Here is a 23182-nt window from a genome sequence, read left to right on the forward strand (position 1 = left end):
AGGTCCGCGTCAATCTCCGCCAGGGTGCGGAAGCCATGACGAACGGGGGCCGTCCTGCGCCGGACCGGCGGAGGACGGCCCCCGTCTTCGGGGTTCGAAGACCTCGGAGGACTACTTGACGACCGTGATGCGGTCGGTCGCCGGGGCCCGGAGCGGCTCGGCGGCCGACGAGTTGGCCGTCAGGTAGGCGATGAAGATGTCGAGGTCCGAGGCGCCGACGAGCTTGTTCGTACCGGTGGCCAGGACCGGGAAACCGTCGCCGCCACCCGTGAGGAACTCGTTCATCGCGACCCGGTAGCTCTTCGACGGGTCGATGGGCTCGCCGTTCAGCCGCACCGAGCCGACCACGATCCGGTCGGCGCCCGCCTTCGTCATGTCCAGGGTGTAGGTGACGTTCTTCGACACCTGGAGGATCTTCGGGGCCGCCAGGTTGGCGCCGCTGACCTGCTGCTGGAGCGCGGTGACGAGCTGGGCGCCGGTCAGGTCGACCACCGTCATCATGTTGGTGAACGGCTGGACGGTGTACGCCTGACCGTAGGTCACCACGCTGTCCGCACCCTTGGTCAGCGGCGCGCGGACGCCGCCCGGGTTCATCAGCGCGAGCTGGGCGCCGCCCTTGTCGGCCGGGGCCAGGCCCGCCAGCTGCGCGTCGGCGATCAGATTGCCGAGCGGCTTCTCGACCGCGTCGATCGGGTTCTCGATGCTCTCGGCGATGTGGCCGACGGGACGGTTCGCGATCGGCGCGGCCAGCGCGCTCCAGCGCTTGATCAGCTTGCTGATGTCCCCGGCCGGCTTCACGTCACGGGTGACGACGTGGTTCGCGGAGGCGACGGCGGTGCGGACGATGTCCTTCGTACGACGGTCGTAGGTGAGCGTCGTGTCGGTGTAGAGCCGGCCGAAGGAGGCAGCCGACGTGACCGTGCGCGGCTTGCCCGACGGGTCCGGGATCGAGCACGCGTACGCCTGGTGCGTGTGGCCGGTGACCAGGGCGTCGACCTGCGGGGTGACGTTCTTGGCGATGTCCACGATCGGGCCGGAGATGCCGGCGCCGGCGCCCGGGGTGTCGCAGTCGTAGTTGTACGCGCCCGAGGCGGGCAGGCCGCCCTCGTGGAGCAGCGCGACGATCGACTTGACGCCCTTGCGCTCCAGCACCTTGGCGTACTTGTTGATCGTCTCGACCTCGTCGCCGAACTTCAGGCCCTTGATGCCCTCGGCGGAGACGATGTTCGCCGTGCCCTCCAGGGTCACGCCGATGAAGCCGATCTTGACCCCGTCACGCTCCCAGATGAAGTACGGGTCGAGCAGCGGCTTGCGGCTCTTCTCGTCCGTCACGTTGGCCGTGAGGTACGGGAACTTCGCCCCCTTGAAGCGCTTGCCCTTCTCGAAGCAGCCCTCCGTCGGGTGACAGCCGCCGTTCTGGATGCGGCTCAGCTCGCGGGCGCCCTCGTCGAACTCGTGGTTGCCGACCGAGCTCACGTCGAGCTTCAGCTTGTTCAGCGCCTCGATCGTCGGCTCGTCGTGGAACAGCCCGGAGAGCAGCGGCGAGGCACCGATCATGTCGCCCGCGGCGGCCGTGATGGAGTAGCGGTGGCCCTCACGGGCCTGCCGCAGATGCGTGGCGAGGTACTCGGCGCCGCCGACGTTCTGGACGAGCTCGGTCGTGCCGTCCTCCTTGAGGCGCGTGAGCCGGCCCGAGGAGCCGGTCGGCGGCTCCAGGTTGCCGTGGAGGTCGTTGAAGGACAGGAGCTGCACGTCGACCATGCGGCCCCAGCCCTTGCCGTTCGAGCCGTGCCGGGCCTGCGCGTCCTGCGAGGCGCCCGCGGGCAGCGCGGCGACGAGTGCGCCGACGGTGGCGAGCCCCGCGCCGACGGCGAGTATCCGCGTGACTGCCCTCTTCTTCTTCGGTGTCGCTGCCATCGCTCCCCTTGTCCCCGCGCCCGTTCCGGTGCGCCTCTCGACTGCTGACGTGCCAGCGAAGCCTAGAGTCAACGCGCGTAGCGCAACAGGGGGTAGCAGGTTACGAGACAGTTGCCGCCGCCTTTCCCCGGCGCGGCCGCGGGTCGCCGTAGGCTCGTGCCATGACTTCCGACGCGGCGCCGGCCCTCGAACCCGGACGGCAGATCCACACGCATGACGAGCTCACGCCCGAGCAGATCCAGGACGTACTGGATCTCCTCGATGCCGCGGACCGCTCCGACGGCGTGCACGCCGTCTCCGAGCAGGGACGGCTGTACCTCCGGAACGGCCGTCGCGAGGGCGTGCGCCACTTCCTCCTCACCGTCGGCCCCGACCTCTACGGCTACGCGCAGCTGGAGGAGACCGACCCCATCGAGGCCCCGGCCGCCGAGCTGGTCGTGCACCCCGGTCACCGCGGCCGCGGCCACGGGCGGGCGCTCGGCACCGCCCTGCTCGCCGCCTCCGGCAAGCGGCTGCGCGTCTGGGCGCACGGCGGCAAGTCCGCCGCCCGGCACCTCGCCCAGGTCCTCGGCCTGACGCTCTTCCGCGAACTGCGCCAGCTCCGCAGGCCCCTGACGCCCCTGGACATCCCGGAGCCGGTGTTCCCCGAGGGCGTCACCGTCCGCACCTTCGTCCCCGGCCAGGACGACACGGCCTGGCTCCAGGTCAACGCCGCCGCCTTCGCCCACCACCCGGAGCAGGGCTCGCTCACCCAGCGGGACCTGGACGACCGGCTCGCCGAGACCTGGTTCGACCCGAAGGGCTTCTTCCTCGCGGAGAAGGACGGGAGGCTGGTCGGCTTCCACTGGACGAAGACGCACGCCGAGGACCAGCTCGGCGAGGTGTACGTGGTCGGCATCCTGCCCGACGCCCAGGGCGGCGGCCTCGGCAAGGCGCTCACCGCGACCGGCCTGCGGCACCTGGCGGCGCAGGGCCTGCCGACGGCGATGCTGTACGTGGACGCCGACAACACGGCGGCGGTGACGGTGTACGAGCGCCTCGGCTTCGTCACGCACGAGGTGGACCTGATGTACCGCACCGAGTCGTAAGTCCCGCGGGACGCAGGCTCAAACCTGCAGAACGGCCCGCCGGCGTGGCCGGTGGGCCGTTCTGCCTGTCGGAGCCCGTGTGTCCAGGGCCTCCGGGTGGGCCGGGTTCCATGACTCCGGAGGAAGTCGGGTACTCGCTGGGTGACTCACCACGGGTGCCGTTTCTCCGACAGTGTCAACGCGAAGGCGAACAGAACACCTGTAACCATCCACGCAGCCATGCTTCCCGCCGGGTAGAGCGCCAGGGCCCACCAGGTGTGAGAGGAGTGGCCCCCGGGCTGATAGGTGCGGCCGAGGATGAGGTTGAGGATGAGGAACAACAACCCCGCTGTCGCTGCCGTCGCCTCGTTGGCGAGGCGGCGTACGAGAAGGGCCAGGGCGAGAAGGAAAGTGACGTTTCGGGCTACGTCCATTCCCACCATCAACCCGGCCGCGTGCGCAAGCACCACGGTGAGGACAAGGGCACCGCGGTCGTACCGGCCGATGGGAGCCACCGCTGTGCTCTCAGCTGCGTGTAGCCGGCGTTCGAGGCAGTACAGAACGACGACGACGATCAGAACCGGCGTGAAGTAGGCAAGGCGTGCTCCGCTCATGCCGCCGACCAGACTCGGAACTGGAATCTCGCTGGTACCCACGGACCCGCACACCAGGACAAGCGCGACGGCTGCGAGGGGAACGGTCCACCAGCGTCGTACGGCGATCGCGTAGCGGTTCATCGCATGCCCTGCGCACAGTGCTTCTGACTCAGGACCGCCTTGCTGAACCATGCGACCTGTTCCTGGTCCGACAGGCTGCGGATCTGCTGGAGCGCCGCCCAATCAGCCGGGAGCATCCCCTGCCGCATGGCCTGCTCGTCCAGTCCCATCACCAAGGCGGCCCAAGCAGCGGCGGGAGAGCCCGGCTGTCGGCAATCGGCCACACCGCCGAGCGCGGCGGATCCGGTCACCGCCGACTCCGCCAGATCCGCGATGAACTGGGGACGGTCACCCCCACCGGGGACGGGCGGCAGCGACCAGTACAGCGGCCACACGCCCGGCTTGAGCGGAATCTCGGTGGAAGCGACACGCAGCTCTTGAGGAGCGGTTATCCCGGCGGCCTTCAGTCGGCCTATCGGAGGGAGCGCATCCTGGCGCATCTGGTTGGCATAGGACTTGTACTCCGGCGGCACACACACCCTCGGCGCCTGTCCGGTACAGGCCATGGCGACGCTGCGGGGGCTTGTCGGGGGCTGGTAGCCCCAGTCGATCACTACGCTGCGGCCGGCGGCGAAGGTAACTGCCGCTACCAGGATGCCGACAGCCGCGGTCCCGGGTCGCCGGCGCACACCGGCCAGGGACCAGACAGCGAAGGCGAGGCCCGCGACCACGAGCCACGGCACTGCGAACACGGCGGGTTCGCGCACGTCGGTGACAGTGGAAGTTCCGTCGATGAAACCACCAAGGTGCCGCAACCAGGGATTGGTTGTCGCGTGCGGCATGGACAGCCAGGCCCAGCAGCTGATGCCGATGGCAGGAGCCGCAACGCTCCTGGGCAGGACGAGCCCCAGACACCAGCCGATGATGAGCCAGCCGAAGGGAAGCACGACCAGATGCGCCAAGCCGAGCCACCCAGAGCCGCCAGGCCACACCCCTACCGCTCTGCTGGCAATCACAACGGCCCCGACGACAAGGACCAGATGCAGAGTCAAGACAGGCACTGCGGCTCGAAGGAACTGCTGGGGGAGGCGGCGTGCGCTGGTGGCCCGCATCGCGCCCAGCGAGCGGTGGCGGCCCGCCTCCCACGCGGCAGCCCCGGCCACCACCGGGGCGATGACCGCCATGGCGAATGCTGCCAGTTCACCGGACTCCACCCCGTATCCCGATGGCTCAGGGTAGGCGACGTCGTCGATGTACAGACCGACGTAGAACAAAGCGGGCAGGACCAGCCACGGTGCAGCCGAGGCCCGGAGATGCGCCCAGGTGATCATTCAGCCGCCTCCAGCAGCGCCGCGTAGGCGCTCTCCAGACGCCGACCCGATGCGCATTCAGGTTGGGCGTGGCCGGCGAACTCCTCAACCGACCCCTTGAACCTTGGCCGGCCCGCTTCGAGGACCACGACCTCGTCGAAAGCCTGGTCGAGGTCGCCGATGTCGTGGGTAGAGACGATCACATGAACGGTGCCGCGTAGCGAGATGAGCAAGTCGAGGAACCTGCGTCGCTGGTGGGGGTCCAGCCCTACGGTGGGCTCATCGAGAAGGAGCAACTCGGCGTCATGAACCAGCGCCTGGGCGATCGCGATTCGCTGTTGCTGGCCACCGGACAGCGTCTTGACCTTCTCGTTGATCTTTTCACTGAGTCCGACTCGCTCGATAACCTCGGGCGCGGCACGCCAGGCGTCGCGTTCCCGCATGCCCTTGAGCCAGCCGATGTGTGCCACATGCTCTCGGCAGGTCAGTCCGGGCAGGAATCCAGGGCGCTGGGGCAGCCAGGACACCTTGTGCCGATAGTCCCGCACGTGCCTGCGGTTGGCCGGGTCGAGCTTTCCGTAGCGGACAAGTCCAGCCTGCGGGTGCGAGGCGCTGGCGCCGAGGGAGAGCAGAGTGCTCTTGCCGGCCCCATTGGGTCCGAGGAGCACAGTGTGGCCCGGCGAGAACTCCAGATCGAGCTGATCCAGGACCGGGCGCCTTGTGCGGGGATAACGGAAGGTGCAGGACTGGTAGTGCAGGGGCATCGGTGGTACCTCGGCGCCGGAACGAGATTCCTCCTGGTGCGCCCACACAGGGTGGGCGCACCAGGAGGAGCAGAATTTAGTAGGAGACAGTGAGCGACTTGACCGTGAGACGGATACCCGTTGCGCCTTCGTTGACGGCGAAGTAGTAGTCACCCGAGCCGTGATCGGACCACGAACCGGTGGAGGTCGAGGTGCTGCTGGCATGGCACTGCGTGAAACTCGCTCGCACGTAGGACGGGTCGGGTCCGACGGTGTCCTTGCGGAGTGTGACGTTGGTGACTGAGACGCTGCCGTCGGTGCTGCAGCCGGTGAACTTGATGGTGGTGGTGCCACCGGAGTCGTACCAGCGCCGGGACTCGAAGCCAGGAGATACGCCCGTGAGGGAGCTGGACCAGCTGGCGGCGTGCGCGGGCGCGGTGACAAGGCCGAGCACGGCCGCGGCACCAAGGCCGACGACGCCCATTCGCCGGCCGGACTCACGCAGGGTGGTGAGACGTGCAGAACTCACGGAGTTCCCCCTTGGGATAGTTGGCATGGTCAGCGGAGACCGTATGCAGCCAGTCCTTCATGATCAACATTTCGGCCAATAGTTCGTCACCATCACCCCCTGTCAGGTATTTGGCGAATCGCTCACGCCAGACCTGTGGTTCGCTCCCGGGCAGGCCGCCAGCGTCGCAAGGCACGTCGACCATGAACTGGGCGCACGACGCCGAGGACTGAACCGAGGACACATCCGCACACTCCGCCGGTCTGAGACTCGCATCGAGGGCCAGTTCGGCGAGGTGTACGCGCTTCGCCGGCTCGACCTGATGTACTGCACCGAGTCGTAAGTCCCGCGGACAGGGGGGCGGTTGACACCGCCCCCTTCTTTGCACCACCCTTTCACTACTTGATTAGTGAAAGGGTGGTGGAAGGGATCGTGGTCGAGTACCGCATCGACCGGCGCAGTGGCGTCGCCACCTATCTCCAGATCGTCCAGCAGACGAAACAGGCCCTCCGGATGGGCCTCCTGGAACCCGGCGACCGACTGCCCACCGCACGCGAGGTCGTCGAAGCGACGGCCATCAACCCCAACACGGTCCTCAAGGCCTACCGCGAACTCGAACGCGAAGGCCTCGTCGAGGCCCGCCGGGGCCTCGGCACCTTCGTCCGCGCCACGCTCGGCACCGGCCCCGCCGACTCGCCCCTGCGCGGCGAACTCGCCGACTGGGCACGCCGGGCCCGCACCGCCGGACTGGACCGCGAGGACGTGGCCGCGCTCTTCACATCCGTACTGAAGGAACACTTCGAGGGGGACGACGCATGACACGGGACGGCATCGCACTGGAAGCCGATCTCCTCGGCAAGAAATACGGAGGAAGGCGCCGCGGCTGGGCCCTGCGGGAGTGCGACTTCGCCCTCCCCGCCGGCCGCGTCTGCGCCCTCGTCGGCCCCAACGGCGCCGGCAAGTCCACCCTCCTCGCCCTCGCCGCCGGACTGCTGCGCCCCACCGAGGGCACGCTCCGGGCCCCCGCCCGCGAACACCTCGCGTACGTGGCCCAGGACAAGCCGCTCCACCCCCGGCTCACCGTCGCCGACACCCTGCGCCTGGGCCGCGAACTCAACCCGGGCCGCTGGGACGAGGCCGCCGCCCGGCGGGTGATCGCCGACGAGCTCGACCCGCACGCCCTCGTCCGCGACCTCTCCGGCGGACAGCGCACCCGCGTCGCCCTCGCGCTCGCCCTCGGCAAGCGGGCCGAACTGCTCCTCCTCGACGAGCCGATGGCCGACCTCGACCCGCTCGCCCGGCACCAGCTCATGGGCCTGCTCATGGCCGACGCCGCCGAACACGGCACCACCGTCGTCATGTCCTCCCACATCCTCACCGAGCTGGAGGGCGCCTGCGACCACCTCCTGCTGCTCCACCGCGGCCGGGTGCGCCTCGCCGGCCCCGTCGACGAACTCCTCGCCTCGCACACCCTGCTCACCGGCCCCGTCGCCGACCTCGCCCCGCACACGATCGTCGAGTCCCGCACGACGGGCCGTCAGCTCACCGCCCTGATCCGCCACAAGGGCAAGGTCGAAGGCCCCTGGGAGACCAGCGAACCCTCCCTGGAAGACCTCCTCCTCGCCCACCTCCGCACCCCCGAAGGAACCCCGGCATGAGCGCGCTCGCCCTGAAGGGCATCTCCTGGGTGACGGTCCGCCAGTACCGCCGGACCCTGTGGCTCGTGGGCGCGGCGGCGATCGTGACCCTGGCCGTGATCGGGGGGCTGCGGATCTGGGACGCGAGCCAGGAACCCGAGTTCCCCATGGAATGGGGCAGCGGCTACGACCTGCTGCGCGGCGCCATGCAACAGCTCGCCCTCGGCCTCCCCCTGCTCCCCCTGCTCGTCGCCGTCTTCGTCGCGGGCCCGCTGATCGCCCGCGAGTTCGAGTCGGGGACGTACAAGCTCTCCCTCACCCAGTCCGTCAGCCCGGCGGCCTGGCTCCGCGCCAAGCTGCTCACCACGACCGTCGTCGCACTCGGGACGACGCTCGTCCTCACCGCGGCCTACCTCATCGGCTGGTCCCGGCTGTCGAGCACCTGGGGATTCCACTGGTCGGACCGCGGGTCGTACGAGGCGACCGGCACCGTCCTCGGCTCGTACGTCCTTCTCGGCATCGCCGTCGGCGCCCTCGTCGGCCAGCTGATCCGCCGCACGCTCGTGGCGATGGCCGTGACCGGCGGGACCGTGGGCCTGGTCATGTGGGTGCTCAGCGTCTTCCGCTGGGACTTCCTGCCGGTACGGACGATCACCGGCCCCGCGTACGAGAACGCCTCCACCCTCGTCGCGCCGGAGAACGGCCTGCTCGGGGAGCAGGGCCTGATCGGCGTCTCGGGGAAGCGGCTGGCGGGCTGGTTCTGCTCGCCCGAGTCCGCCCCCGGCGGCAGCTGCCGGCTCGACGAACCGGTCACCGCCCAGTACCTCGACTACCACCCCCAGTCCCACTTCTGGCCCACCCAGCTCATCGAGACCGGCATCGTCCTCGCCCTCGCCGCCCTCGCGGCCTACGCCGCCTTCCGCGTCCTGCGCGCCCGGCACCCGTAGCCCTCCGCAGGGCATGACCCTCCGTAAGAAAGAGGGGGGCGGGGCCCGCACACGGCCCCGCCCCCGATTCCCGAACGACATGTCGTCGTTACCGGCCATTCAGACGCGCTTGCGACGCTCACGCAATGAAGCGCTCCGTGTCCGCTCTCCCCAAGGGGAGACTTCCCTCCCCCACGGCCCGCTCCGACGCGCCCGACCACCCCTTCGCGCGGAAGAATGGGGCCATGAGCCAGCAGCCCGCCGAGGTCCCGGTCCAGTCCTCCGCCACGCCGTCCACCACGGCGTCCGCTTCGTCGTCCGCCACGCCGTCCCTCGGCGCCATGCCCACCAGCCGCGCGCAGGTGGTGAACGGGGCCGTCGTCACCGATCTCGACCCCGATCTGGACGCGGATCCGGACACGTACGAGGACGACGGCGCACTCGGCGACGAGCTGCCGCAGGGGCGCTTCCTCGACCGGGAGCGCAGCTGGCTCGCGTTCAACGAGCGCGTGCTCGAACTCGCCGAGGACCCGACCACGCCCCTCCTCGAACGGGCGAACTTCCTCGCGATCTTCGCCTCGAACCTCGACGAGTTCTTCATGGTCCGGGTCGCCGGCCTCAAGCGCCGCATCGCCACCGGCGTCGCCACCCGCTCCGCCTCCGGCCTCCAGCCCCGCGAGGTCCTGGAACTGATCTGGACCCGGTCGCGCGAGCTCATGGCCCGGCACGCCGCCTGCTTCCAGCAGGACGTGGCCCCCGCCCTCGCCGACGAGGGCATCCACCTGATCCGCTGGCCCGAGCTCACGGAGAAGGAGCAGGCGCGCCTCTTCACCCTGTTCCGGCAGCAGATCTTCCCGGTCCTCACCCCGCTGGCCGTGGACCCGGCGCACCCGTTCCCGTACATCTCGGGGCTCTCGCTCAACCTCGCCGTGGTCGTACGCAATCCGGTCAGCGGCCACCGCCACTTCGCACGCGTGAAGGTGCCGCCGCTCCTCTCCCGCTTCCTGGAGGCCTCCCCGCAGCGGTACGTGCCCCTGGAGGACGTGATCGCCGCGCACCTGGAGGAGCTCTTCCCCGGCATGGAGGTGCTGGCGCACCACATGTTCCGGGTGACCAGGAACGAGGACCTGGAGGTCGAGGAGGACGACGCCGAGAACCTGCTCCAGGCCCTGGAGAAGGAGCTCATGCGGCGCCGCTTCGGACCGCCGGTGCGCCTGGAGGTCGAGGAGTCCATCGACCCGTACGTCCTGGACCTGCTGGTCCGCGAGCTGAAGGTCTCCGACGCCGAGGTCTACCCGCTGCCCGGGCCGCTGGACCTGACCGGGCTCTTCGGGATCTCCGGGCAGGACCGGCCCGAGCTGAAGTACCCCAAGTACGTGGCCGGCACCCACCGCGACCTCGCCGAGGTCGAGTCCGCCTCCGCGCCCGACATATTCGCCGCGCTGCGCGAGCGGGACGTGCTGCTCCACCACCCGTACGACTCGTTCTCGACGTCCGTACAGGCCTTCCTGGAGCAGGCGGCCGCCGACCCGGACGTCCTCGCGATCAAGCAGACGCTGTACCGGACCTCCGGCGACTCCCCGATAGTCGACGCCCTCATCGACGCCGCCGAGTCCGGCAAGCAGGTCCTGGTCCTCGTCGAGATCAAGGCCCGCTTCGACGAACAGGCCAACATCAAGTGGGCGCGGAAGCTGGAGGAGGCCGGCTGCCACGTCGTGTACGGCCTCGTCGGCCTGAAGACCCACTGCAAGCTGTCGCTCGTCGTACGGCAGGAGGGCGAGCTGCTGCGCCGCTACTCCCACGTCGGCACCGGCAACTACCACCCGAAGACGGCCCGCCTCTACGAGGACCTGGGCCTGCTGACCGCCGACCCCCAGGTCGGCGCGGACCTCTCCGACCTGTTCAACCGGCTCTCCGGCTACTCCCGCCGCGAGACCTACCGGCGCCTGCTCACGGCCCCGAAGTCGCTGCGCGACGGACTGGTCTCCCGGATCACCAAGGAGATCGCCCACCACCACGCCGGACGGCCCGCGTACGTACGGATCAAGGTCAACTCGATGGTCGACGAGGCCATCATCGACGCCTGCTACCAGGCCTCGCGGGCCGGCGTCCCGGTCGACATCTGGGTCCGCGGCATCTGCGCCGTACGCCCCGGGGTCGCCGGCCTCTCGGAGAACATCCGGGTCCGTTCGATCCTCGGCCGCTTCCTGGAGCACTCCCGGGTCTTCGCCTTCGGCAACGGCGGCGAACCCGAGGTCTGGTTCGGCAGCGCCGACATGATGCACCGCAACCTGGACCGCCGGATCGAGGCCCTCGTACGGGTCTCCGACCCGGCGCACCGGGCCGCGCTCTCCCGGCTCCTGGAGACCGGGATGTCCGACACCACCTCCTCCTGGCACCTCGGCCCCGACGGGAACTGGACGCGGCACGCGACCGACCCCGACGGCCGCCCCCTGCGGCACGTCCAGGAGATGCTCATCGACGCGCGGAGGCGCCGGCGTGCTCAACCCTGACCACTCGCAGGACGTCTCGGCGGGCGAGGTACTGGCCCCCTACCTGCACGCCCGGGCCGCGGACTTCCTCCGCGGCCTCCGGCTGCACGGCGAGAGCGGCTCGGACACGGCCGGGGCGGAGGAGGCGGCCCGCACCCTGCGCGGCGCCGCCCGCCGCATCAGCGGGACGCTCCACACGTTCCGGCCGCTGCTCGACCCCGCCTGGGCGGACCAGCTGCGCACCGAACTCGCCTGGCTCTCCGGCACCCTGGCCCTGGAGCACGCCTGCACCTCCCGGCTGGTCCGGCTGGTGGACGCGCTGTCCCGCCTGTCGAACAGCTCGAACAGCGGCGGGCCCGTCCCCGCCGCCCGGGGCGGCGACACGGCCGGGCTCACCGTCGGTGCCGCCCGGGCCGGCGCCCTCCTCGAACGCCAGCTGACCCTGGCCAGGACCCGCGCCCACTCGGCGGCCCTCCAGGCGCTGGGCTCGGCCCGGTTCCACGCGGTCGCCGACGCCGTCGCCCTCCTCGCCTCCGAGGTGCCGCTCGGCCCGGCCGGCGCCGCCCCGGCCGTGGAGGTCCTGGACGGCCCCGCCGAGGTCGCCGAACGGCGCCTCCTCGACGCGGTGGCCGGCCTCCCCCTCACCCGGGCCGCCCACCCGTACAACGCGGAGGCGCTCGCCCTCGCCACCGGGGAGAACCAGGACGCGCCCTGGCACCAGACCAGGCTCCTGCTCCGCCTCCACCGGTACGCCACCGAGGCCCTGCACACCGGCGGCGAACCCGACTCCGTCCTGTACGAGGCCGCCCGCGCCCTGGAGCGGCACCGGGACGCCGCCGAGGCCGCGACGGCCGCCGCCACCGCCGCCCGCACCCCACGCATCGCCCCGGCGACCGCGTACGCCCTGGGCGTCCTCCACGCCGACCAGCGCCACGAGGTCGAGGCGTCCCGCTTCGCCTTCCAGCGCGCCTGGCGGAGAACGACGGCCCCGGTCCCGTGACAGGGGAGCGCCGGGATCCCGTCCGGGCCGCCGGCTGCGTCCTCTGGCGCCCGGCGCTTTCCGGCCATGGCATCGACATCGCGCTCGTCCACCGGCCGAAATACGACGACTGGTCGCATCCGAAGGGCAAGCGGAAGCGCTCCGAGTCCGCGGAGGCGTGCGCCCTGCGCGAGGTCATGGAGGAGACGGGGCAGAGCTGTGAGCTCGGTCCCCGTCTGCCGACGGTCCGCTACACGGTGGACGGGCGCCCCAAGGAGGTCGAGTACTGGGTGGGGCGCGCCCTCGGCGGCGCCTTCGTCCCGAGCCGTGAGGTCGACCGGCTCCTCTGGCTGCCGCCCTCGGCCGCCCGCCGCCGCCTCACCCAGCCCCGCGACCGCGACCTCCTGGACGCGGCGGTCACCACCTCCCTCCGCTGACGCTCCGGCACCGGCCGTCACGCAGCGCTGCCCCGGCCCGCATCCGCGTCACCCGTCCGGAGGCACCGCACCCGGGCTTCCGGCACGGTTCACTTCCCGTTCACTCTCTCCCGTCGGCGGCTTCACCTGATCTGCCTAATTTCGGCCTTACACGGTGCACAGAGCACAGCGATGCACCACCCACCGACACACGCCGCCGTAGAACGTTCAGGACACTCGGTCCGCGACAAGGCGGCTTCTGGAAGGAACACCCGAAAGTGAAGCTTTCGCGCAAGAACGGGCTTCGCGCCTCCGCGATCGGTGCCCTCGTCGTCTCCGGTGCGCTCGTCCTCTCGGCGTGTGGCTCGGACAACAACACGGAGACGCCGGCCAAGGAAGGCGGCACCAAGACCTCCGCCGCCGCCTCGAACATCGCCTGCGAGGGCGCCAAGGGCCAGCTCCTCGCCGCCGGTTCCAGCGCGCAGAAGAACGCGATGGACCTGTGGGTCAAGAACTTCCAGGCCGCGTGCTCCGGTGTAGAGATCAACTACCAGGCCATCGGCTCCGGCGGCGGCATCACCAAGTTCAACCAGGGCCAGGTCGCCTTCGCGGGCTCCGACTCCGCCCTGAAGGACGAAGAGGTCGCCGAGTCGCAGAAGATCTGCAAGGGCGGCAAGGGCGTCAACCTGCCCATGGTCGGCGGCCCCATCGCCATCGGCTACAAGCTGGACGGCGTGGACAACCTGATCCTGGACGCCTCCACCATCGCCAAGATCTTCGACAACAAGATCACCAAGTGGAACGACCCCGCGATCGCCAAGCTGAACCCGGGTGCCAAGCTCCCCGACAGCACGATCCAGGCCTTCCACCGCTCGGACGAGTCGGGCACCACCCAGAACCTGGGCAAGTACCTCTCGACCGCCGCCGCGGCCGACTGGAAGCACGACCCGAAGTCGAAGTCGTGGCCCGCCCAGGGCGGCCAGGCCGCCAACGGCTCCTCCGGTGTCGCCACCGCGGTCAAGGACGCCGAGGGCTCCATCGGCTACTTCGAGCTCTCGTACGCCACCGCGAACAAGATCTCCACCGTCAGCATCAACACCGGTGCCGCCGCCCCGGTCGCCGCCTCCTCGGAGAACGCGTCCAAGGCCATCGCCGCCGCCAAGGTCAAGGGCACGGGCAGCGACGTCGCCCTCTCCCTCGACTACGCCACGAAGGCCGAGGGTGCCTACCCGATCGTCCTCGTCACCTACGAGATCGCCTGCGACAAGGGCAACAAGGCGGAGACCCTGCCGACCCTGAAGGCGTTCCTCAACTACACCGTCAGCGAGGAGGGCCAGAAGGTCCTCGCCGAGGCCGGCTACGCCCCGCTCCCGGCCGAGATCGCCGCGAAGGTCCGCACGATCGTCCCCACCCTGTCCTGACCCCCGGCCGGGTCCGGCCCCCCACGCAGGGGGCCGGACCCGGCATCCGGTGCACCGCCGCCAGGAGCCCGTACGTCCGTAGGGGCCCCGCAGACCGGAGAAGCAGATGGCTACCACCACACCAGACATAAAGAGGAGCCGGAGCGCCAAGAGCGCCTCCCGCCCCGGGGACCGCATCTTCAGCGGCCTCTCCCGAGGCTCCGGCATCACCCTCCTCGTGATCATGGCCGCGATCGCGGTCTTCCTCAGCTACCGCGCCGTCCTCGCGATCTCGAAGGACAGCACCAACTTCTTCACCACCTTCGAGTGGAACCCGGCCGGCTCCCCGCCGGTCTTCGGCATCGCCGTCCTCGCGTTCGGCACCGTCGTGTCCTCGGTCATCGCGATGTTCATCGCCGTGCCCGTCGCGATCGGGATCGCCCTCTTCATCTCGCACTACGCCCCGCGCAAGCTGGCCAAGCCGCTCGCGTACGTGGTCGACCTGCTCGCCGCCGTGCCCAGCATCATCTACGGCCTCTGGGGCGCGATCTTCCTCGTCCCGTACCTGGCCGGCCTGAACGAGTGGCTCGACCAGTACCTCGGCTGGACGTACATCTTCGACAAGTCCCAGGACGGCGTCGCCCGCAACCTCTTCACCGTGGGCATCCTCCTGGCGATCATGATCCTGCCGATCATCACCAACGTCACCCGTGAGGTCTTCCTCCAGGCCCCGAAGATGCACGAGGAAGCCGCCCTCGCCCTCGGCGCCACGCGCTGGGAGGTCATCCGCATGTCGGTGCTGCCCTTCGGCCGCTCCGGCATCATCTCCGCCTCCATGCTGGGCCTCGGCCGCGCACTCGGCGAGACCATGGCCGTCGCCGTGGTCCTCTCCCCGAGCTTCCTCATCTCCGGTCACCTGCTCGACCCGGGTGGCGGCACCTTCGCGCAGAACATCGCCGCCAAGTTCAACGAGGCCAACGAGTTCGGACGGGACGCGCTGATCGCCTCCGGTCTCGTCCTCTTCGCCATCACCCTGCTGGTCAACGGCGCCGCCCGCTGGATCATCGGCCGCCGCAAGGAGTACTCGGGGGCAGCGGCATGAGCCACGCCATACAGGAACGTCCGGTCTCGACGCCCAAGCGCGCCGGATCCCTCTCCAGCGCCCGCCTCCCCCGCTGGACCCCGGCTGCCGTCGCCGCGGGCTCCGTCGCCGCGGCCGTCGGCCTCGGCCTCGCCGCCGGGTGGCACAGCAAGGTCCAGTGGGGCATCATCGCCGCGCTGATCTTCGTCCTCGCCACGTACGCCCTGACCACCAAGGTCGAGGGCCGGCGTCAGGCCAAGGACCGCGTCGCCACCAGCCTCGTCTGGGTCTGCTTCGTCCTCGCCGTCATCCCGCTGGTCTCGCTGGCCTGGGTGACGATCAGCAAGGGCATGGAAGTCCTCGACGGCTACTTCCTCACCCACTCGATGAACGGCGTCCTCGACGCCGAGGCCGGCGGCGGCGTCTACCACGCGCTGCTCGGCACCATCGAGCAGGTCGGCATCGCGACCGTGATCGCCGCGCCGATCGGCCTCCTCACCGCCGTCTACCTCGTCGAGTACGGCGGCGGCAGGCTCGCCCAGGCCGTCACCTTCTTCGTCGACGTCATGACGGGCATCCCGTCGATCGTCGCCGGCCTCTTCATCCTCGCCACCTGGAACCTGATGCTGGGCTTCGGCCCCTCCGGTTTCGCCGGCGCGATGGCCCTCGCCATCCTGATGATGCCGGTCGTGGTCCGCTCCACCGAGGAGATGCTCAAGCTCGTCCCGAACGAGCTCCGCGAGGCCTCCCTCGCCCTCGGCATCCCCAAGTGGCGCACCATCCTGAAGGTGGTCCTGCCCACCGCGATCGGCGGCATCACCACGGGCGTCATGCTCGCGGTCGCCCGTATCACCGGTGAGACGGCCCCGGTCCTGCTCCTCGTGTTCGGTACGAAGCTCATCAACCCGAACCCCTTCGAAGGCGCCCAGTCCTCCCTGCCGCTCTACGTGTACGAGCAGTACGCGGTCGGCACCGACGCAGCCGTGGCCCGCGCGTGGGCCGCAGCGCTCGTCCTGATCGCCTTCGTCATGATCCTCAACCTGGTGGCCCGCGGCATCGCCCGCTGGAAGGCCCCCAAGACCGGCCGCTGACCAGCGACCACCTCTGGAAGTGAATTGATATGGCCAAGCGAATCGACGTCAGCGGCCTCTCCGCGTACTACGGCGCCCACAAGGCGATCGACGACATCTCCATGACCGTCGAGCCCCGCTCCGTGACGGCCTTCATCGGCCCCTCCGGCTGCGGCAAGTCCACCTTCCTGCGCACCCTGAACCGGATGCACGAGGTCACCCCCGGCGGCCGCGTCGAGGGCAAGGTGATGCTCGACGACGAGAACCTGTACGGGACGAACGTCGACCCCGTCGCCGTGCGCCGCACGGTCGGCATGGTCTTCCAGCGCCCCAACCCCTTCCCCACCATGTCGATCTTCGACAACGTGGCGGCGGGCCTGCGCCTCAACGGCAAGTACAAGAAGTCCCAGCTCAACGAGGTCGTCGAGAAGTCCCTCAAGGGCGCCAACCTCTGGAACGAGGTCAAGGACCGCCTCAACAAGCCGGGCTCCGGCCTCTCCGGCGGTCAGCAGCAGCGTCTGTGCATCGCCCGGGCCATCGCCGTCGAGCCGGACGTCCTCCTCATGGACGAGCCCTGCTCGGCCCTGGACCCGATCTCGACCCTGGCGATCGAGGACCTCATCGGCGAGCTGAAGGAGCGCTTCACGATCGTCATCGTGACGCACAACATGCAGCAGGCCGCCCGCGTCTCGGACCGCACGGCCTTCTTCAACCTGGCGGCCGTCGGCCAGCCCGGCAAGCTGATCGAGCTGGACGACACCGAGCGGATCTTCTCCAACCCGAGCGTCCAGGCGACCGAGGACTACATCTCCGGCCGCTTCGGCTAGACCTCGGACCCAGACTCGTCTGCGGTGCTGCATGGCGGTGCCACCGTAAGACGAAGGGCCCGGCTCCCCCACAGGGGAGCCGGGCCCAACTATTTCAAGCCATCCACAGGCCCCGAAACCTCAGGGCCTCGCGGCCTCAGAAGCCTCAGGGGCCTCAGGTACCTCAGGGCCTCGCGGCCTCAGCCGAAGAAGAGCTGCACCACGTAGAAGCTCGCGGCCGCGACGAGCGCCGCCGCCGGCATCGTGATGAACCAGCCCAGGATGATGTTCTTGGCGACGCCCCAGCGCACCGCGTTGACCCGCTTCGTCGCACCCACACCCATGATCGCGGAGGTGATGACGTGCGTCGTCGAGATCGGCGCGTGGAAGAGGAAAGCGGAGCCGAACATGATCGACGCGCCCGTGGTCTCCGCCGCGAAACCCTGCGGCGGGTCCAGCTCGATGATCTTCCGGCCGAGCGTCCGCATGATGCGCCAGCCACCCGCGTACGTACCGAGCGAGAGCATCACGGCACACGCGATCTTGACCCAGACCGGGATGTCGTCCCCGGCCGACTGCACGTCGGCGATGACCAGGGCCATCACCACGATGCCCATCGTCTTCTGCGCGTCCTGCAGACCGTGACCGAGCGCCATGCCGGCCGCCGACACCGTCTGCGCGATACGGAAGCCGCGCTTGGCCTTGTGCGGGTTGGCCTTCCGGAACATCCACATGATCGCGCACATCACCAGGTAACCGGCCACGAGACCGACGACCGGCGAGATGAACATCGGGATGACGACCTTGTCGAGCACCCCGCCCCAGATGACCTCCGTGCCACCCGCGAGCGCCGCGCCCACCATGCCGCCGAACAGGGCGTGCGAGGAGGAGGACGGCAGACCGAAGTACCAGGTGACCAGGTTCCAGATGATCGCGCCGACGAGTGCGGCGAAGAGGATGCCCATCCCCTTGTCGCCGTGCGGCGTCTCGATCAGACCCTCACTGACCGTCTTGGCGACCCCGCTGCCCATGAAGGCACCGGCGAGGTTCATGACGGCCGCCATCGCCAGGGCCGCCCGGGGGGTCAGAGCCCGGGTCGACACCGAGGTGGCGATGGCGTTGGCGGAGTCGTGAAAGCCGTTCGTATACGTGAAACCGAGCGCGACACCGATGGTCACGATCAGAGCAAAGGTGTCCACGAAGCCTCAGGACTCCTTGACCGCGATGGTCTCCACCGTGTTGGCCACGTGCTCGAACGCGTCGGCCGCCTCTTCCAGCACGTCGACGATCTGCTTCAGCTTCAGCACCTCGATGGCGTCGTACTTGCCGTTGAAGAGCGTCGCCAGCAGCTTGCGGTGGATCTGGTCGGCCTGGTTCTCCAGCCGGTTGACCTCGATCCAGTACTCGGTGAGGTTGGACATCGTCCGCAGGTTCGGCATGGCCTCGGCGGTCAGCTCGGCCGCCCGGGCCAGCACCTCGATCTGCTGCTCGACGCCCTTGGGGAGCTCCTCGACGTTGTAGAGGACGACCAGGTCGACGGCCTCCTCCATGAAGTCCATGATGTCGTCGAGGGACGACGCGAGGTTGTAGATGTCCTCGCGGTCGAACGGCGTGATGAAGGAGGAGTTCAGCTGGTGGAAGATCGCGTGGGTCGCGTCGTCGCCGGCGTGCTCCGCTGCCCGCATCCGCTCCGCGATCTCGGCCCGGGCGGAAGGCTCCGCCCCGAGCAGTTCCATCAGGAGCTTCGAGCCCGTGACGATGTTGTCCGCGGACGCGGCGAACATGTCGTAGAAGCTCGTCTCCCTGGGGGTCAGACGAAATCGCACGTGAGGTCCTCGGGGTGCTGGGTTTCGGTCAGGCTGATGCTAGGCGCATCATCCGGCCACGGCTAACCGGCGTCCTCTCAGTGTCGCCCATCAGGCACAGTGAACTGCACGGGCCCCCGCCCGGATCCGCGGGGATCGGTACCATATACCCACGAGGGGTATACACCCCCTTATTGGACAACGGGAGGACGCGATGACGACCACCGAGGCGGACCAGGTCACCCCCGAGGCCGTCGAGGCCGTCGGGCCCGCCGACCACGAGCACGGTGTGCACGGCTACCACAAGCAGAAGGACGAACACCTCAAGCGGCTCCGCCGGATCGAGGGCCAGATCCGCGGCCTCCAGCGGATGGTCGACGAGGACGTCTACTGCATCGACATACTCACCCAGGTCTCCGCCTCGACGAAGGCGCTCCAGTCCTTCGCGCTCCAGCTCCTGGAGGAGCACCTGCGGCACTGCGTCGCGGACGCGGCGGCCAAGGGCGGCGAGGGCATCGACGCCAAGGTCGAGGAGGCCACGAAGGCCATCGCCCGCATGCTGCGCACCTGAGGCCTTCCTTCAGTACGGAGGGGGAGCCGGGCCGTACCGTCAGCGACCCTCGACGGCGGCCCGCTCCGCCGCCACCCTCAGCACCTCGTCGATCCGGTCGGCGCTCAGCCGCTCCCCGTCGGCGGACGAGGCGGCGATGATCAGCTCGCCGCACAGTTCGATCTCCGCGAGGGCGACGCAGTCCGGGTCTGCGGGCACGGTCGCTGTACCGGGCGGGGCCACGCGCATCCACCTCTTCCTGCCGGCGTCGGTCTCCCTGCGGTCTCCCAGCGTAGGGACGGCGCCACGCACCGCGCATGACACGTCCGGACCATTTGCCGATGGTCCACGCCGACACCGGCCCAGGTCAGGCCCCGCCGTGCCGCGGGCCCGCCGCCCTCAGGCCTCGATCCTGCCCGTGTAGATGTCCCGGCGGTCCGGCAGCGTCACCTCGACGCGGACCCCGAAGCCGTACAGCAGGGTCGTCGACGCGACCGCGACCGTACGGCCCTGATTGCTGAAACTGAACTGGTGGCGCACCTTCCGCAGCCGCCCCTCCCCGTCCAGATACGCGTCGAAGGGCACGCTGTCGTCGGTGAACCCTTTCGCCGCCGCGGCCAGCGCCCCCCTCAGCTGCGGCGAGGCGACCCGCGCGGCCCGCGCGATGTCCGCGACCCCCCGGTAGTGGCCGACTTTCACCCCTGCCAGGTCGACCTGGCCGAGGTACGTGACCTGCCGGGCGCCCCGCAGCAGCTCGGCCGCCGCCGCCGGGTCGGTGGCCCCGCCCGTGACGAGGTTCCCGTCGTCGAGGGTGGTGGTGTCGACCCGCACCCACTTGTCGGCGGGCACCCCGGCGCCCCGGTTCTTCATGTAGAGCGCGCCGGGAGTGAGGAGCTCGGTGATCGGCCGGTGCTCACTGGCCCCCGCCGCGTCCTTCGGCAGCACCACCTGGAGCCGGCCGGTGCGGCGCCGGAAGTCGTAACCGCCCTCGCCCCGGATGGTGACCCGGGTCCCGCCCGCGGCCATCTCCATGGAGGTGCTCGCCTTGGAGGTGCCGGCCTTCGTCAGCGCGTCGGCGGCGTTCCGTACGGCCAGGGCCGGGTCCCCCAGGGGCTTGGAGTCCTCGGCGGCCGCGCACCCGGAGACCGTCCCGGTCCCGACCAGGGATCCGACCAGGACGGCGGTGACGGCGAACACCCCGCTCCCTCGACCGGGCGGCCGCCCGTACCGCTGCACCACCATCGCCTGCAACCCCCAACGCCTCACCGCTGTCTGCCCGGAACCCGCCCTCGGCCGGGATGCGCGGACCCGGGGACACCCGATGCGCATAACGACGGTCGGGGCGTGCCGTCACGCGCAGTACGGTGGTGGGGTGTACGCGCAGGACTCTCCCCACACCACGACGACGACGGAGCGCGGATCGTTCGCGCTGGCACGGTGCAGCTGCGGCTGGACGGGCCCGGCCCGCAGATCGCGCGACAAGGCCCGCACCGACGCGACGGACCACCTCCGCACGGCCGCCGACCCGGAGGCCTAGGGGGCCGGCGTCCGTGGCCGAGGGCGAACCCGGCCGGACCGGAAGCGCAGGCCCCTAGGCCGCGAGGTCGTTGCGGTCGGTGCCGGTGGCCGGGCCGCCGATGCGGGACTCGGGGATGCCGACCGCCTCCGGACGCCGCGGCCCCTCGGCCCGGCGGGAGCGGACGAGCCGGGCTCCGCGGCCCGAGCGGGCGACGGCGGAGACCACCGGGGTGAGCAGAGCGAGGGCCAGCGGGGCGAGGAGCAGCGCCACCGCCGTGCCGAGGGCGAGGCCGCCGATCACGTCGGTCGGGTAGTGGACGCCCATGTAGACGCGCGCGAAGCCCTCGGCGAGGGCGAGACCGATGGCGGCGAGGCCGAACCTGCGGTGGGCGACGAAGACGCCGACGCCCAAGGCCATCGCCAGGGTGGCGTGGTCGCTCACGAAGGAGAAGTCGGTCTTCCCGTCGACGAGGACCTCCAGCCCCTGATGGTCCTTGAAGGGTCTGGGGCGCTCGACGAAGCCACGGATGGGGATGTTGACGAGCAGCGCGATCCCGGCGGCCAGCGGGGCCCAGACGAGCCCGGCGACGGCCGACACGGAGTCGACGAGGGCACCGCGGCGGCGGACGCTCCACCAGCACCACAGGCAGACGAGCGCCATCGCGAGCATGATCCCGTACTCGCCGACGAATCCCATGACGCGGTCGAACCACGGCGGCGCGGCCTTGGCCAGCCCGTTGATGTCGTAGAGCAGGCTGACATCGGGGTTCGAACCGTCCGATGCGAGTCCAGCCATCTGCTGCGGCCCCTTGCTCTCGTGTCTGTGTCTTCCAACCCCCGTGGTCAGAGCGGTCGGATCAGGGAACGAACCGCCTGAGGCGCACGTTCCGATCTCTCCGGTGGATCATGATGACGTTATCGAAGAGTGACGGTTCACCGCAGCTCAGGGCCTATGCATGACGGAGAGTTCCGGCCATGTCCCGTACGCCCCGAAGGTACCCGCCGACCCGACGGTCCGTCTCCTCGCGTCACGCCTGCGGCAGATGGGTCGGCAGCGCCGCCGCGCCCTCCTGGGTGACCCGGGTCGCACCGAAGTAGTCCGCGCTGTCGATCCGGCTGAACCGGATGACGGCCCCGGTGCGCGGCGCGTCGATCATGTACCCGCCGCCCACGTAGATGCCGACGTGCCGGATGGCCCGGGAGTTGGTCAGGTCGTCCGAGAAGAAGACGAGATCGCCCGGGAGCAGCTCGTCCCTGCTCGGGTGCGGCCCGGCGTTGTACTGGTCGTTGGCGACGCGCGGCAGCGTGACGCCGACGGTCTCGTAGGCGGCCTGGGTGAGCCCGGAGCAGTCGAACCGGCCGTTCTGCGCGGCCGTGCCCGTACCACCCCACAGGTACGGGGTGCCCAGCTTCCCCTGCGCGAAGTGGATCGCGCCCGCCGCCTGCCGCGAGGGGTCGACACGCCCCACGGGCCGGGCGAAGCTCTTCTCCAGGGACCGGATGATCCGCACGTAGTTCTGCGTCTCGCTGATCGGCGGCACGCCACCGTGCTTGATCACCCGGTACGCGCCCGCGTTGTACGCCGCCAGCATGTTGCTCGTCGGGTCCCCGGGCACGTCCTTCACGTAGCCGGCGATCTCGCAGTCGTACGAGGCGGCCGACGGGATCGCGTCCTTCGGATCCCAGATGTCCCGGTCCCCGTCCCCGTCCCCGTCCACGCCGTGACTGGCCCAGGTGCCGGGGATGAACTGGGCGATGCCCCGGGCGTCGGCGGGGGAGACGGCGCGCGGGTTCCAGCCGCTCTCCTGGTAGAGCTGCGCGGCCAGCAGCGCCGGGTTGATGGCGGGGCAGAGGTTCCCCCACCGCTGCACCAGCCCCTGGTAGAGCGCGGGAACGGATCCCTTCGCCAGCGCCACGGTGCCGTTCTTCCCGCTGCCCGCCCCGCCGGCCAGACCCGCCGCCGCCGAGTACGTACCGATCACGAGCAGTGCGACGAATCCCAGGCAGACCCCGAAGGCCCCGCCGGCCACCAGCCACGCCTTGCCGGCCCTACGCACCGTCAACCACCCCTCGGCTCATGGCAGTACGCCCCGGAGGCCAAGTCTAGGCGCCGGAGCTCCCGGCGGGGCCGATTGCGCGACACCCCGTCCGGCACCCCGCCGCCGACGCCGCCCCAAGAGTGCAACAACGACAATCATTGCCCGGAGTCACTCTCCGTGATACACAGAGTGACCATACGCTTCTTCGCATGGAAACCGGCCACACCACCGCAGGTCAAGACGGTCGGATCGGTCAAGTGTG

Annotated in this window: 24 protein-coding genes; 13 read left to right on the forward strand and 11 right to left on the reverse strand. The window is 70.0% G+C overall.

The annotated features are described in order from the left end of the window. Positions 1–111: 111 nt before the first annotated feature. A complete protein-coding gene (locus ABT129_RS21005; protein WP_351903479.1) occupies positions 112–1917 on the reverse strand; it encodes a bifunctional metallophosphatase/5'-nucleotidase in 1806 nt (601 codons plus the stop codon). A gap of 161 nt (positions 1918–2078) precedes the next feature. Between ABT129_RS21005 and mshD the strand changes: the two genes are divergently transcribed. Then, entirely contained in the window at positions 2079–3005 is a 927-nt protein-coding gene (gene mshD, locus ABT129_RS21010; RefSeq protein ID WP_351903482.1) for a mycothiol synthase, read from the forward strand. A 146-nt stretch (positions 3006–3151) separates the two neighbouring features. Here mshD and ABT129_RS21015 read toward each other — a convergent pair whose 3' ends face one another. The 4 genes from ABT129_RS21015 to ABT129_RS21030 form a co-directional block, all read right to left on the reverse strand. Continuing rightward, positions 3152–3721, reverse strand: coding sequence for a hypothetical protein (locus ABT129_RS21015; RefSeq protein WP_351903485.1), 570 nt, complete (start codon positions 3719–3721; stop codon positions 3152–3154). Beyond that, positions 3718–4971 carry a DUF7224 domain-containing protein gene (locus tag ABT129_RS21020; protein ID WP_351903488.1) on the reverse strand — a complete coding sequence of 418 codons (1254 nt, stop codon included), beginning with the start codon at positions 4969–4971 and terminating at the stop codon, positions 3718–3720. The genes ABT129_RS21015 and ABT129_RS21020 overlap by 4 nt, the downstream gene beginning before the upstream one ends. Next, positions 4968–5714 (reverse strand): ABC transporter ATP-binding protein, encoded by a 747-nt coding sequence (locus ABT129_RS21025; RefSeq protein ID WP_351903491.1) that lies wholly within the window; start codon positions 5712–5714, stop codon positions 4968–4970. The genes ABT129_RS21020 and ABT129_RS21025 overlap by 4 nt, the downstream gene beginning before the upstream one ends. A gap of 76 nt (positions 5715–5790) precedes the next feature. Beyond that, positions 5791–6222: a hypothetical protein gene (locus tag ABT129_RS21030; RefSeq protein ID WP_351903494.1), complete on the reverse strand. Its 432-nt coding sequence runs from the start codon at positions 6220–6222 to the stop codon at positions 5791–5793. A 411-nt stretch (positions 6223–6633) separates the two neighbouring features. Between ABT129_RS21030 and ABT129_RS21035 the strand changes: the two genes are divergently transcribed. The 10 genes from ABT129_RS21035 to pstB all read left to right on the forward strand — a co-directional run bounded on the left by ABT129_RS21035 (position 6634) and on the right by pstB (position 17029). Continuing rightward, a complete protein-coding gene (locus ABT129_RS21035) occupies positions 6634–7020 on the forward strand; it encodes a GntR family transcriptional regulator (protein WP_055601792.1) in 387 nt (128 codons plus the stop codon). Next, entirely contained in the window at positions 7017–7859 is an 843-nt protein-coding gene (locus tag ABT129_RS21040; RefSeq protein WP_351903497.1) for an ABC transporter ATP-binding protein, read from the forward strand. Before ABT129_RS21035 ends, ABT129_RS21040 begins: the two co-directional genes overlap by 4 nt. After that, entirely contained in the window at positions 7856–8785 is a 930-nt protein-coding gene (locus ABT129_RS21045; protein WP_351903500.1) for an ABC transporter permease, read from the forward strand. The genes ABT129_RS21040 and ABT129_RS21045 overlap by 4 nt, the downstream gene beginning before the upstream one ends. 224 nt (positions 8786–9009) lie before the next feature. Beyond that, on the forward strand, positions 9010–11277 hold the full coding sequence (locus ABT129_RS21050; RefSeq protein WP_351903503.1) for an RNA degradosome polyphosphate kinase: 2268 nt from the start codon (positions 9010–9012) through the stop codon (positions 11275–11277). Next, positions 11264–12256 carry a CHAD domain-containing protein gene (locus ABT129_RS21055; protein ID WP_351903506.1) on the forward strand — a complete coding sequence of 331 codons (993 nt, stop codon included), beginning with the start codon at positions 11264–11266 and terminating at the stop codon, positions 12254–12256. Before ABT129_RS21050 ends, ABT129_RS21055 begins: the two co-directional genes overlap by 14 nt. Continuing rightward, on the forward strand, positions 12253–12672 hold the full coding sequence (locus tag ABT129_RS21060; protein WP_351903509.1) for an NUDIX hydrolase: 420 nt from the start codon (positions 12253–12255) through the stop codon (positions 12670–12672). Before ABT129_RS21055 ends, ABT129_RS21060 begins: the two co-directional genes overlap by 4 nt. Positions 12673–12929: 257 nt before the next feature. Further along, positions 12930–14072 (forward strand): phosphate ABC transporter substrate-binding protein PstS, encoded by a 1143-nt coding sequence (gene pstS / locus ABT129_RS21065; RefSeq protein WP_351903512.1) that lies wholly within the window; start codon positions 12930–12932, stop codon positions 14070–14072. A gap of 106 nt (positions 14073–14178) precedes the next feature. Beyond that, positions 14179–15153 carry a phosphate ABC transporter permease subunit PstC gene (gene pstC, locus ABT129_RS21070; protein WP_351903515.1) on the forward strand — a complete coding sequence of 325 codons (975 nt, stop codon included), beginning with the start codon at positions 14179–14181 and terminating at the stop codon, positions 15151–15153. Then, complete coding sequence (pstA, locus tag ABT129_RS21075) at positions 15150–16223, forward strand: phosphate ABC transporter permease PstA (RefSeq protein WP_351903518.1); 1074 nt, start codon at positions 15150–15152, stop codon at positions 16221–16223. Before pstC ends, pstA begins: the two co-directional genes overlap by 4 nt. Before the next feature lie 29 nt (positions 16224–16252). Continuing rightward, complete coding sequence (gene pstB / locus ABT129_RS21080) at positions 16253–17029, forward strand: phosphate ABC transporter ATP-binding protein PstB (protein ID WP_351903521.1); 777 nt, start codon at positions 16253–16255, stop codon at positions 17027–17029. A 179-nt stretch (positions 17030–17208) separates the two neighbouring features. Here the strand turns inward: pstB and ABT129_RS21085 are convergent, their stop codons facing one another. Together ABT129_RS21085 and ABT129_RS21090 are read right to left on the reverse strand one after the other, a co-directional pair. Then, positions 17209–18207 carry an inorganic phosphate transporter gene (locus ABT129_RS21085; protein WP_328488186.1) on the reverse strand — a complete coding sequence of 333 codons (999 nt, stop codon included), beginning with the start codon at positions 18205–18207 and terminating at the stop codon, positions 17209–17211. 6 nt (positions 18208–18213) lie between these two features. Beyond that, positions 18214–18834 carry a DUF47 domain-containing protein gene (locus tag ABT129_RS21090; RefSeq protein ID WP_053643397.1) on the reverse strand — a complete coding sequence of 207 codons (621 nt, stop codon included), beginning with the start codon at positions 18832–18834 and terminating at the stop codon, positions 18214–18216. Between the two features lie 193 nt (positions 18835–19027). Between ABT129_RS21090 and ABT129_RS21095 the strand changes: the two genes are divergently transcribed. After that, complete coding sequence (locus tag ABT129_RS21095) at positions 19028–19384, forward strand: metal-sensitive transcriptional regulator (RefSeq protein WP_351903525.1); 357 nt, start codon at positions 19028–19030, stop codon at positions 19382–19384. A 39-nt stretch (positions 19385–19423) separates the two neighbouring features. Here the strand turns inward: ABT129_RS21095 and ABT129_RS21100 are convergent, their stop codons facing one another. Together ABT129_RS21100 and ABT129_RS21105 are read right to left on the reverse strand one after the other, a co-directional pair. Further along, positions 19424–19612 (reverse strand): hypothetical protein, encoded by a 189-nt coding sequence (locus ABT129_RS21100; protein ID WP_351903528.1) that lies wholly within the window; start codon positions 19610–19612, stop codon positions 19424–19426. Between the two features lie 150 nt (positions 19613–19762). Next, a complete protein-coding gene (locus ABT129_RS21105) occupies positions 19763–20605 on the reverse strand; it encodes an SCO4651 family lipoprotein (RefSeq protein ID WP_351903530.1) in 843 nt (280 codons plus the stop codon). A gap of 130 nt (positions 20606–20735) precedes the next feature. Here ABT129_RS21105 and ABT129_RS21110 point away from each other — a divergent pair, with 130 nt between their 5' ends. Then, on the forward strand, positions 20736–20900 hold the full coding sequence (locus ABT129_RS21110) for a hypothetical protein (RefSeq protein ID WP_351903533.1): 165 nt from the start codon (positions 20736–20738) through the stop codon (positions 20898–20900). Positions 20901–20954: 54 nt separating this feature from the next. On the opposite strand, the gene ABT129_RS21115 is transcribed toward ABT129_RS21110, so the two are convergent. Beyond that, positions 20955–21677: a phosphatase PAP2 family protein gene (locus tag ABT129_RS21115; protein ID WP_351903536.1), complete on the reverse strand. Its 723-nt coding sequence runs from the start codon at positions 21675–21677 to the stop codon at positions 20955–20957. Positions 21678–21909: 232 nt separating this feature from the next. Next, a complete protein-coding gene (locus ABT129_RS21120; protein WP_502981837.1) occupies positions 21910–22938 on the reverse strand; it encodes a C40 family peptidase in 1029 nt (342 codons plus the stop codon). Between the last annotated feature and the right edge of the window lie 244 nt (positions 22939–23182).

Source organism: Streptomyces sp. NPDC002057, from assembly GCF_040296665.1.
GTDB lineage: Bacteria > Actinomycetota > Actinomycetes > Streptomycetales > Streptomycetaceae > Streptomyces.